The following is a 10,924-nucleotide window of genomic DNA, read 5'->3' as shown; positions in this document are numbered from 1 at the left end:
CTCTAGCAGTCCACGATTCACGCACAGCACGAAAACTGAAAACACTCTCAACGATGACCGCGAAAGTTGTTAGCGTTGTGCGCTCACAGCTTTCAGACACCTGCAACCTTCACAAACCCCTAAAAAACCGAAGAACCAGCAAAGTCAAAAAGTTAAAGCTGGCATGCCCAACCAAAAGCACACCAGCCCCAACTTAACAATCACACGCTAGGTTATAGAAAGACATAAGGATTGGATTCACAAAGAAATCTTATAAAACCATTAATCCTCAATCTTCTTCATTATTACGCGCCTTCTTACGAGCACTAGCGTGACGATATAAATCACGTGCCGCTACACTGAGCAAAGCTAGGCAGAGAACTGCCACAACAGTTTCCACAGCATAGACACCCCACATCCACAACGGAGTTACCCGAACAATAGTAGAGTCATTCGATAACCCGTTCATTGCGTTAGAGCGGGAAATCGCAAAACTAATATTCTTCGCGGCTCGCTGCATGTGTGCTACTACTCCATCAGTCATATCCGCTTGGTCAAGCTTCCATAACTTAGCATCGGTATTGAGCCATAAATCAGTTCCAGCTTCCAATCCTTCACGCAAATCCTCGTAAGCAAAAACAGAGTAAGATGCTTGATCCGTAACAACGAAGCCTTCAAAACCCCATTCGCCACGCAGCACGTTGGTCATCAATGCTTTGCTTCCACCTGTCCATCGTGATCCAATACGATTCATAGAAGCCATCATGCCCAAAGCACCACCATCGCGCACAGACATTTCAAAAGGCTTGAGATACAAATCTCGAATGCTTTGTTCATTTGCCAGCATCACTCCACCAGTACGATTCGTTTCTTGGTCATTGAGGGCGAAATGCTTCACTGTTGCTATTGCACCTTTACTGCGAGCGCCAGCCACAATTGCAGCATTCATTGCTCCAGAAATGTGAGGATCCTCCGAGAAGTATTCGAAATTACGACCAGAATAAGGACTGCGATGAATATTGGCTGCTGCTCCATACCAGATTGTCACCTTCAAAGTGATAGAATCCTCTCCAATGGCTTCACCAAAGTCACGTGCAAGATCTGTATTCCATGTAGCGGCAACCACCACTTCAGGCGCATACCCCACACCGTTTTCTCCGCCTACCAGAGTGCTCGAAATTCCTGCTGGACCATCCTTATCTACAGTTGCAGGCAACTGGGTAGAGTCCACGGATTTCGTAGCATATCCGCCAATACGAACCAATTCATCAAGCTCTTGAACGCTCATTTGTTCAATCGCAGCAGTCCAAGCTTTATCCGTAGAATCGGTTTTCATTAATGTTGCCATATTGAGTTTGCCCAAGGATTTATCAATCTGACCTGTACGCGGTGTAGCTTTCGGCTGAGTTACTGTTGTGTCAATTTCTAGTGCCTTCACGAAATCATCTGGAGCTGTCCATGAACCATCTGCATATGTGCGTGGCCACGTTCCTTCCCAGTCAGAACGAGAAAGGTACTGCGCTGAAGAGTCGTATGTTGTTATGTCGGCATCGACAAACTGGTTAACTACTGGTTGTCCTGTTGCCACAGATTTTGCATATGTCGTGTCATCAAAATTCTTCTGCACTTTCTTAACCACAAACTCTTTACGACCATCAGCAGTCATACCATCAGCTGTACTCTTCGATTTTGTCGCCAAAATATTATTCACAGCCGCATGTGCATCGGTTGCTGCAGTAAAGTAGAAATCTCCTGCATCCACAATATATGTGCCCTTGCCGTAAGCATCGTAGCTTTTCATTGCTTCTTTCGACACATGCACACTAACAGTTTCGCTCTTACCTGGCTCTATCACAGCAGTCTTAGCGTAACCTACAAGCTCCACTGCTGACTTCTCAATATGGTTGCGCTTATCGTAATCCGTATATGGAGATTGCATATACAGCTGAACTACATCCTTACCCGCAACTTTTCCCGTATTTTTTACGTCAATACTAAAATCGTATCCATCTTTCGACTCAGATTGCGCGAAATTGCTCCATTCAAAACTCGTGTATGACAAGCCATAACCAAATGGGAACTGCACTTGCTTCTCATAATTGAATGCGCCAGCTTTTTCATTGCCTAAAACAGCGTCTTCATAACGTGTTTCGTAATAACGATAGCCCACATAAATTCCTTCTTGATAAGCAATATAGGCATTTCCACGCTCCACCTGAGAATTAGCAATAGAATAACGTCCAAAGTTGTGTATAGATGGTGCACTTTGTGAATCATATGCATAGGTGTCTGGGAGATGTCCAGAAGGATTGGTTTGTCCTGTAAGAACATCTGCAACTCCAATTGCGCCTGTTTGACCGAGACCACCTACCCAAAGAGCTGCATCAACTTTCTTCTCTACAAGCGGTCCTAATTCCACAGCATTTTGAGTATTGAGAATAACCACAACAGTCGAGAAGTTATTGCGTGCCATATCAAGAAGTTCTTGCTCGTCTTTGTCTAGCTGCAAATATGTTGATCCAGACTCCAAGGTCTTCGTTGACAGGTCAGAGCTTTCACTTCCTGTACGACCGATAACAACCACAGCAGCATCTTTATACTCATCGAAAGAATTTTTCACTTCATCGGTATAGAGATTTACTGGCACTTCATTAACCGCAAGTTTTCCTCGACCAAAAACATCAGGAACTGTTTTACGATAATCTTTGCCTGCTCCCGTTTTATAAAACTCAGTAACAGTTGGATTAACCTGTAAACCAGCCTGTTCAAAAGCAGTTTCAAAATTTATTGCTTTCTTTACATCAATCGATCCGGCACCGCCGCCTCCATATACAGGGTCAACGAAACTTTGACCAAGTACAGTGATTTTTGCTGAAGATTTTAATGGTAAGGCATTTTTCTGATTAATCAATAAAGTGCTACCTTCACGGAGAATATCAGAGCCAAATTCTTTCAGTACTTTCTCACGCTCTGCGTCGCTCTTATAAGAGGATGCAAAATGTTGTGTATTCTTATCTCCTGTTGAAACAATTTTAGTTTGAGGCTGATTAAAATACACAGAAATTAAATCTGCATATTGTCGCGAATACATATGACCAATAACCGTAGCAACGCAAAGCACGGCTGCAATAGCAATCATTATTGCTGAAGTTAGTATCGATAACGGTTTTTTACTTTCTTTCCGAGTTTTCTTAACCATTTTCTCTCCTTTGAAAAATACACGAAAAACTACTGCAGTACTTCCTACAGCAATCAGCGTGTTTTCAGTCTAAAACCTATTTTTTCGCCGCTAAACGTAAGAACGTACACAACCGAATTTTGACGCAAACAGCACTGTTTTACCCTCAACTTCGCGTAGACTGAAAGAAGAGAAAAGAAGAAAGGAATTGCTAAGCAATGAGGCTGGCTCTTGTAGATGACGATGCAGAAATTCGCTCTCTTTTGCGCGCTTATGTTCAGCGCTACAACACGGAGTATGGAACTTCTATATCAACATATGACTTCACTCGCGGAAGTGACTTACTCCATAACTATGAGCGTGGCGTATTCGACGTTATTTTTCTCGACATAGAGATGCCGGGTATTAGCGGTATGGAAACGGCTACGCAAATTCGTCGTATCGATGATGCTGTAGCTCTTGTTTTTGTTACTCATCTTGCTCAATTCGCTGTGCAAGGTTATGAGGTTCAAGCAAGCGATTACATTATTAAGCCATTATCGTATTTCGATTTTGCCATGAAAATAACGCGCATATTAAAAACGATTGAGGGGAAAACAAGTACCGTTCTCGCCATAACTACTACTGACGGTTTGCGATCAATTAATCTTGCCGATGTTAGTTTTCTAGAAGCACGAGATCACTATGTCTTCATCTCTACTGTGCATGGAGCAGTCTATAAAGTCCGCGATAGTATGACAAATCAGTCACGTGTTTTTGAACAATATGGATTTTTGCGTGTTCATAAAAGTTTTGCCGTAAATATGAAGCATATCGAAGCAATCTATACAACTGAAATCATATGTGCTGGACGCAGTATTCCTATTGGACGTTCGTATAAAAAAGATGTACAGCCTGCCTTTTTAGCCTACGTGGGAGGGCAATGATGACAGTTATTTTAATCTTTTTTGAATCCTTCCGATTTGTTATTACTCTTTGGCTATGTATGTGGATATTTTTACGACGCAGTGTTCCTCACTCACAATCCTACGCTTTTGCTCTACCCCTATCTGCAGTGTGCGGATTAACCATTACGTCTTTAAACCCCATCTTTTTCGTGAATATTGCCACTCGCCTGCAGCCCTCTGTTAATCTAACTCTTGCTATGAGCATGTGGATTGCAGTTGTTTTTATTGCGCCGCTTTTTCTTATTAAATGGTGTTATGCAACGTCATGGACGGATGCCATGTCTCGATGGATCCTCGGTATTTGCGTAGAGCGTTTTTTAACATCTTTTATTCGCAATATTTTATTTAATATTATTATTCCTGACTTTATTTCAAGTCATCCTTTCGCTGCCATGCTTATTATTTGTGTGAGTTATGGTTTAACTATTTGGACTGCAAGCGTGTGGCTTAGTCCGTTATTTGACAAAATTATGTATCCTCTATTCAGAGAAAGTAAAAGACTATGCGTTCTCTATGGCATAAGTTTTGTTGTCATCTATGTTACGAGTAATTATGCTATTGAGATTGTAGAATACCACATACCACGCATTACGAACACATATAACGTGCATATTCTTTCTATTCTGAGCTTTACCAGCTCAATGGCAGGGCTAATAGCTGTCGTTATTTTTCTCTTTCAATATGCATTGCACTATATTACTCAGCTTCAGCAAGAAACAGCATTACTCGAACTGCTCAGCGCGCAACGCTCTAGCCAGTATGAAACAATGAAAACAACTATGGAAGTGATGAACGAGCATATTCACAACTTCAAACATCAAGTGCTCGCCTTATCTTCCCCACATAATCAGTCTCAGCACGACTATGTGCAACATACTCAAGAACTTATCGATCGTTACGATTCCATTATTCGCACAGGAAATGAAGCCTTAGATATTATTCTCAACCAGCATCGCATTGAATGTGCACGAGATAATATTCGTTTTAGTTGCATGGTTGACCGAGTGAACGTAGAGCGTATTCATATGGTCGATTTATATACGATTGTGGGAAATGCACTTGATAACGCGCAAGAATACGTAAAACGCTTAGACGATGATGAGAAAAAAGTTATTGCTCTAACCATACGTGAGCATGGCAATATGGTTGTTTTTCAATGCGATAACTATTTTGACGATACTCACGATGAGTTAACTCTCCATGATGGTTTACCAGCTACAACCAAAGATAATTCATGGGCTCACGGCATCGGCTTAAAATCTATACGAGCTCTTGCCACACGTTATGGTGGCGATATGATTGTGCGCACGCATGACCATATGTTTTCACTCACTGTTTCCGTGCGCTCTTAACTCTACTCGCCCCTGAGGGTCACGTTGTGAACATCACAGCATCTAAGCTACTACCTGCTCCTAGTATGTTTGTTGAGAGATGAACCTCATACAGTCAGAAGGAGAGAGAATGAGTAAGGTTAAAGCCGTTGCTACATGGCTGACGAAATGGTTCACTGCTATTGTGCTCGTATGGGCAGTTTTTAATTATTTTGTGCCGAACACAAGTTTATGGGCAAAATCTTATACCGGTTATTTGCTGAGCATTGTGCTTTTCGGCATGGGTTTAACTTTATCTGTTGATGATTTTGTGCGTACAGCAAAGCAACCATTTATGGTTATTGTGGGAACTGTTGCGCACTACGTTATTATGCCGCTTATTGCTGTTGCTTTATGCGCGCTTTTCCATTTAAGCGGACCACTTGCTGTGGGCGTTATTCTCGTTGGATGCTGCCCGTCAGGAACATCATCGAATGTTATGAGTTTTCTTGCCCGCGGAGATGTTGCTTTAGACGTTTCTATCGGTATCTTGTCAACATTATTAGCACCATTCCTCATTCCACTGCTTATGCAACTTCTTGCGTCGCAATATGTAGCTATTCCTTGGCAATCATTGTTCTGGAGCGCTGTAAAAGTTGTGCTTATTCCTGTAGCGTTGGGAGTGCTCTGTCATATGGTTTTCAAAGAGAAAATTGAGATGGTCACTCCTGTGCTGCCTATCGTATCTCAGGTTGCTATTTTGCTTATTATTGGTGTGGTTGTAGCTGCTAATCATACGAAGTTATTCAGCTCAGAAAGTCTGTTAGCTCTTCCTGTTGTTATGTTGCATAATCTGTGTGGATACGCTTTGGGATACGGTTTTTCTCGCGCTATGTATGCAGTTTATCCTCACGGGTTTAAGTATGCCCAGCAGAAAGCAATTACTTTTGAAGTGGGAATGCAAGACTCTGGTTTAGGTGCAACATTAGCTCTGACCTCTTTTGCAGCCGCACCGCTGACTGCGATTCCATCAACATTCTTTAGCGTTTGGCATAATATTTCCGGTTCTGTGCTGTCTGCATGGTGGCGCAACCGTGATGATCGTTTAGGTATTCCAGCAGATTCAGTTGATGGGAAACCTGCACTCGACTAAAGAGAAGCTTATAAGCAAGCAGGCCTACACTCACGTCATGAGGAGATGATTGCTATAACTTAGCTCATAGATGTCAAAACCTATCAATAATCAGTTCTCACATTTTAAGAAGATACAGAATGACGAACATTCCTGTTCTTGAGTTATCTCATGTTACTCGTACATAATCTAGTAACAGGACTTAAACGGACAAAACGAACAATATTACACGCTATCAATCTTCAGGTTCTATTCCAACACTGTATTTGATACAATTTAACGCTGGTGCGTAAGTCATGTGTTTAATCTCGAAATCCCTTGATTTACAGGGATTATCGCCTTTCTGCGGAGCTTCCATCACTGCTTTCCGTGGCGGTTTTTGTATGATTTTGAGGCTTTCCTGTGGCTCTTGCCGGTGTGTCTGTTTACGTTTTTCGTACCCCTTGGCGAGCAATCGTTAAAAGGTGTCAGCAATCGTTAAATTGTTTGAAGAATCGTTAAAAGGTTTACAGATTGCGAATTATCTGACTAACACTCCAATAATGAACGCCTGGATTACTGATATGATTGGTATTAGCAAAAAGGGTATAAATAAAAAATGTTCCCAAATCGCCAAGTGCTTCATCCAATTCTTAAATTCATAGTCCTTGTGCTCCTCTGTGCCGGGAATAACAATTTTGCTCTTATATTTTCCTTGAAACAACAAACAATCTAACAGCAAAAAATCTCCTGCATTTAAGATGCTCCACTGAATATAGCTCATCCAAAACAAGTTCCAAAAACCAATAATTGGGGAATGCATAAGGCTCGCAACTGAATAAACAAAACATATCCCAACGAGGCCAATAGTGAATATGAGATTTATCTTTTTCTCTTGCTTTGTCATTGGTAAAGGAGCTGCCTTTTGAATGGCTTTTGGATAAGAGTCCAAAAACCATCTTGGATTGATCAGTGCCAAGCTTGCGACAGCCCCATTAAAGATTGCGGCGATCGCTACGCCGTCAAGTATTGCTCGTAGGATATCCATAAACCCATATTCTCCTTAATCCATACATCCTTTTACAAAAGCCATATAGGCCTCTGTGTTTTGTGTCATTTCTTCGCAGTGTCCATAGCCTTGCCAGATTTTTAATTTTGCCTTGGGATAATGTTTCTTGATGCTTCTTCTTGCATGCCCGACATTCGAATCCTTATCCCCATAAGAAAAGATGGCATCTTGCTGCCTATCTTCCAATAAGCGCGGGAAGCGGATGTGCCCGCAATCGTACACAATGTTTCTGATGCTCTGCTTGTCCATCGTAACAAGCGTATCAACCAGCAGCTTCGCGTGCTTTCCATAGCGCTTGGCGACCTGACTGATCGCCGCTTGGGGATCTTGCCGTGCTTTCTTTTGTTTACTCAGAAATACATGCCCCAGCATTTTTGAGATAAGTCCTGCTTTTCAAAAAAGCTGGTTCCTTCAAAGAACAGTTTTTGAATGTGCAGGTTTTTATCCTTGACCAGTTCAAGGAGAACTCCTCCACCCAGGGAAGCGCCAAAGGCCATCTTTATGGTACAAAGATCATGCTCCTTTAAATAACAGGCAAGCGTGGCTGCTTCCTCAGTTGTGCTGATATAGAGATTGTCTTTTGCCTTCCCATGCCCGGAAAGGTTCGGAACGATATAGCGATACTCGTTTCCCAGCTTTTTTGCCATGCTATCCACCATCATTTTGCCGAAAAAATTCATCGGATGGATGAGGAGGATAACTTCTCGCTTGTTCTGATTGATGTCATGAATCATCATGATCACACCTCTTTGAAATCGCTCCCTTTGCCCATAGTGCCATTGATTTTTCTGGCCACTAAAAAACACTCTGACCAAGGACTGGCCGGTAGAAGTTCGCATTGCAGGAGTTCAAAACCGTTTTGGCAGATAAATGCTTTAAATTCTGCAAGTTTCCAGCTGTGAAAAACACGAAATCCGATTCTTTTCATCAGCCACAGCTTGAGTCGATGGATCTTTTCTTCAGCGACAAAGGTGGGTGCGATCAGTAAGCCATCTGTTTTAAGAACGCGATGAATTTCTTCTAAGGCCTTTTTTGGCTTTGGCATAATGTGCAGCGTATTAGCTATAAGCACAACATCAAAGCGATTGCTGTCAAAGGAAAGTGCTGTCGCATCTTCCACGAAAAAGCAAAGATTTGAAGACTTTTCCCTTTTCTTTGCCTCTGCAATCATGCATTCTGAGAAATCTGTAGCAAGCCATGTTTTTGCCTTTGGCGCAAGCGGAAGGCTAAGCTGTCCAGTGCCACATCCCAGCTCCAGCACAGATTGCTCATCCGACAAATGTGCTTCGATTTTCTTGATTAATGTCTCATAGAGTTGTTTGTTTCCTTTTTCCTGTATTCGCGTATAGAGCTTGGCAATGCGATCCCAGAAGCTTTTATTATCCCGATTTTCTTTTTGTTTCATGATTTAAGTTCCCTTATTGAACTCACACACATAAGCCCGCCAAGACAGCAGAGCCCACAAGTATAGCGATGACATGGATGAGGTGATCTTTTTTGTTGTAGCCAAAAAGCTGCGGATCCAACAAGGCTTTGACTTCCGAATAAAAATGCGGAAAGAACGTAGACCTACAAAGCAAAAACCAATCAAAGAAGAAAATATAAAAGGCTTTCAGCAAAAGCATCATCACGGCAAAGCGTATATAAAACTGCAAGAAGGTAAAGCCATTCTTGATACCGTCTACTGCACCGACAATAACGGCTCCCGCCATACAAAGCATCGCCAGCAGGGCTAAGCTCCAGCCGAGGATATGTTGTCCGCGAAAACGTTCTGGTTTTTCCTCGACGGCTTCATAAACGGCTTTGGGTGCTGGTGTAAAAAACTTCTTGTCCTGAATAAAACCTACGCCCGCCAATAAAAGTAAGAAAAGCCCTGCCATCATAATCGAAGATAGGAAAAGCGTCAGAATCATCGTTTGCCTCCATACTGTGCAGCTTCCAGCAAAAAACCACCCTGCGCACCTTCTGGGGTGTCATCGCTTTCGTCGTAGCTGTCATAGGGCGCCGCAGGATCAACGGGTTTTTGTTTACAAAAAGCATTACACGCTTTATCGGTATGAGCAAAGACAAAGTCGAAGTCGCGGCTGTAACCGGTATGTCCGGTAATGAACATCGGACGCGAGTTTCGTTCTTCAAGCTTTGCCTTCAAAGCGGCAAGAGAGCGAATGGCGAGCTTGTTGTTTTCCGCCAAGGCATTGATAAAGCTATAGCCGCCGTCGTAGCCAAGCCAGATGGTATCGCCCAAAAAGAGATAGGCATTATCAATCAGATAGACCAGATGTCCCCAAGTGTGCCCCGGCACTAAGAAAGCCTCTATGCGGATGTCGCCGATCTGAAAGACTTCGCCGTCTTTCAGCAGCGTTTTTTCGTTTTTAATCATGACCTGCGGCAGCTTGTAGAGGCCAAAGCTCACCTTGCGGCGCACCTCACCTGTAAGATAACGATTTTCAATTTCTCCGATATAAAGATGGGCATACCGGAAAAGGCCATCGTTGTCTGCCTCAACCGCACCCACATGATCGGTGTCCTGATGCGTGATGAGAATATCTGTGATCTTTGCCGGATCCAGATCCAGCCATTTCATCTTCTCTTTCAAGCGTGGATAGTTGTAGCCGGCATCCAGCATGATGGTCTGCTCTTCTTTCGTATAAAAGAAGACATTGGCAGCGTATTCCCGCACACAGCACACATGTTCATCAATCAAGCCGGTATTGAGCGGCTTAAAGATACCTTTACCCCGATAGCCGCGCGACATGATTTTTAGTTGAAATTCTGTAGCTTTCTTAGACATAACGATTGTTCCTTTCTTTATCTCCAATCAGCAATCAGCAAGCATGGATAACATCTGATGTGAACTGGTTTTTGTTCACATCAATCCCCAAGCAACATATTTTTTAAGCAAAGTTTTCGTTTTATCCATGTTTAGACCTGCTTCTTTATACATATTAAAGAAAAACAACTAAGAGAAGTTTATGCTAATTGTTTTCATAGCATATTTTCTACTCAAGTAATACCTTTCTGTTATATCAAAATAATTTAGATATGTGCTTTCAACAACCATCAATCATTTTGGCAACACGGAGTTTTGCAATCGCTCATCGGATGTGCTATTATGCCGTATGTTGCCCCTCTAGCTCAATGGTTAGAGCAGCGTCCTTTTAAGTCGTGGGTTCAGGGTTCGAGTCCCTGGGGGGGCACTCAAAGAATCGTCAGAATAAACTAATGTACGAGCAACAGTCGCTCCAACTTTTTTGGTAATGCCGCATTAATTACATCGTCTGATATGGGTTGGTTTTTGTTTCTGGTGGATTCTCGTTTTTTAAGGGGGGG

At 42.5% G+C, this 10,924-nt stretch carries 10 protein-coding genes and 1 tRNA gene; 4 read left to right on the top strand and 7 right to left on the bottom strand.

Annotated features, from left to right (window positions below):
• Window positions 1-268: 268 nt before the first annotated feature.
• The gene (locus tag HMPREF2909_RS00825; RefSeq protein ID WP_071414874.1) at window positions 269-3,178 is read right to left on the bottom strand and encodes a glycoside hydrolase family 3 protein; all 2,910 of its coding nucleotides are present in this window, start codon (window positions 3,176-3,178) and stop codon (window positions 269-271) included.
• A 197-nt stretch (window positions 3,179-3,375) separates the two neighbouring features.
• On the opposite strand from HMPREF2909_RS00825, the gene HMPREF2909_RS00820 reads away from it, so the two are divergent.
• The 3 genes from HMPREF2909_RS00820 (at window position 3,376) to HMPREF2909_RS00810 (ending at window position 6,567) form a co-directional block, all read left to right on the top strand.
• Complete coding sequence (locus tag HMPREF2909_RS00820; protein ID WP_071414873.1) at window positions 3,376-4,083, top strand: LytR/AlgR family response regulator transcription factor; 708 nt, start codon at window positions 3,376-3,378, stop codon at window positions 4,081-4,083.
• A 59-nt stretch (window positions 4,084-4,142) separates the two neighbouring features.
• Window positions 4,143-5,456 carry an ATP-binding protein gene (locus HMPREF2909_RS00815; protein WP_168165253.1) on the top strand — a complete coding sequence of 438 codons (1,314 nt, stop codon included), beginning with the start codon at window positions 4,143-4,145 and terminating at the stop codon, window positions 5,454-5,456.
• A gap of 109 nt (window positions 5,457-5,565) precedes the next feature.
• Window positions 5,566-6,567: a bile acid:sodium symporter family protein gene (locus HMPREF2909_RS00810; RefSeq protein WP_034297003.1), complete on the top strand. Its 1,002-nt coding sequence runs from the start codon at window positions 5,566-5,568 to the stop codon at window positions 6,565-6,567.
• A gap of 499 nt (window positions 6,568-7,066) precedes the next feature.
• On the opposite strand, the gene HMPREF2909_RS00805 is transcribed toward HMPREF2909_RS00810, so the two are convergent.
• The 6 genes from HMPREF2909_RS00805 to HMPREF2909_RS00785 are packed head-to-tail and all read right to left on the bottom strand — an operon-like array spanning window position 7,067 to window position 10,385.
• The gene (locus HMPREF2909_RS00805) at window positions 7,067-7,573 is read right to left on the bottom strand and encodes a hypothetical protein (RefSeq protein ID WP_071414871.1); all 507 of its coding nucleotides are present in this window, start codon (window positions 7,571-7,573) and stop codon (window positions 7,067-7,069) included.
• A gap of 15 nt (window positions 7,574-7,588) precedes the next feature.
• A complete protein-coding gene (locus HMPREF2909_RS08735) occupies window positions 7,589-7,966 on the bottom strand; it encodes a hypothetical protein (RefSeq protein WP_084797183.1) in 378 nt (125 codons plus the stop codon).
• Window positions 7,945-8,331: an alpha/beta fold hydrolase gene (locus HMPREF2909_RS08730; RefSeq protein ID WP_084797182.1), complete on the bottom strand. Its 387-nt coding sequence runs from the start codon at window positions 8,329-8,331 to the stop codon at window positions 7,945-7,947. The genes HMPREF2909_RS08735 and HMPREF2909_RS08730 overlap by 22 nt, the downstream gene beginning before the upstream one ends.
• 2 nt (window positions 8,332-8,333) lie before the next feature.
• Window positions 8,334-8,999: a class I SAM-dependent methyltransferase gene (locus HMPREF2909_RS00795; protein WP_071414870.1), complete on the bottom strand. Its 666-nt coding sequence runs from the start codon at window positions 8,997-8,999 to the stop codon at window positions 8,334-8,336.
• Between the two features lie 22 nt (window positions 9,000-9,021).
• Entirely contained in the window at window positions 9,022-9,507 is a 486-nt protein-coding gene (locus HMPREF2909_RS00790; RefSeq protein WP_071414869.1) for a hypothetical protein, read from the bottom strand.
• On the bottom strand, window positions 9,504-10,385 hold the full coding sequence (locus tag HMPREF2909_RS00785) for an MBL fold metallo-hydrolase (protein WP_071414868.1): 882 nt from the start codon (window positions 10,383-10,385) through the stop codon (window positions 9,504-9,506). The genes HMPREF2909_RS00790 and HMPREF2909_RS00785 overlap by 4 nt, the downstream gene beginning before the upstream one ends.
• Before the next feature lie 333 nt (window positions 10,386-10,718).
• Between HMPREF2909_RS00785 and HMPREF2909_RS00780 the strand changes: the two genes are divergently transcribed.
• Window positions 10,719-10,791, top strand: a tRNA-Lys gene (locus tag HMPREF2909_RS00780).
• Window positions 10,792-10,924: the final 133 nt, after the last annotated feature.

It is taken from the genome of Alloscardovia sp. HMSC034E08 (assembly GCF_001813415.1).
Taxonomy (GTDB): Bacteria; Actinomycetota; Actinomycetes; order Actinomycetales; family Bifidobacteriaceae; genus Alloscardovia; species Alloscardovia omnicolens.
This window is presented reverse-complemented; position numbering and strand designations above follow the sequence as displayed.

Coding starts and splice junctions, on each gene's coding strand:
- HMPREF2909_RS08735 (WP_084797183.1), bottom strand. CDS start 7,966: ATGCTGGGGCATGTATTTCTGAGTAAACAAAAGAAAGCACGGCAAGAT.
- HMPREF2909_RS08730 (WP_084797182.1), bottom strand. CDS start 8,331: ATGATGATTCATGACATCAATCAGAACAAGCGAGAAGTTATCCTCCTC.
- HMPREF2909_RS00790 (WP_071414869.1), bottom strand. CDS start 9,507: ATGATTCTGACGCTTTTCCTATCTTCGATTATGATGGCAGGGCTTTTC.
- HMPREF2909_RS00785 (WP_071414868.1), bottom strand. CDS start 10,385: ATGTCTAAGAAAGCTACAGAATTTCAACTAAAAATCATGTCGCGCGGC.
- HMPREF2909_RS00795 (WP_071414870.1), bottom strand. CDS start 8,999: ATGAAACAAAAAGAAAATCGGGATAATAAAAGCTTCTGGGATCGCATT.
- HMPREF2909_RS00825 (WP_071414874.1), bottom strand. CDS start 3,178: ATGGTTAAGAAAACTCGGAAAGAAAGTAAAAAACCGTTATCGATACTA.
- HMPREF2909_RS00815 (WP_168165253.1), top strand. CDS start 4,143: ATGTGGATATTTTTACGACGCAGTGTTCCTCACTCACAATCCTACGCT.
- HMPREF2909_RS00805 (WP_071414871.1), bottom strand. CDS start 7,573: ATGGATATCCTACGAGCAATACTTGACGGCGTAGCGATCGCCGCAATC.
- HMPREF2909_RS00820 (WP_071414873.1), top strand. CDS start 3,376: ATGAGGCTGGCTCTTGTAGATGACGATGCAGAAATTCGCTCTCTTTTG.
- HMPREF2909_RS00810 (WP_034297003.1), top strand. CDS start 5,566: ATGAGTAAGGTTAAAGCCGTTGCTACATGGCTGACGAAATGGTTCACT.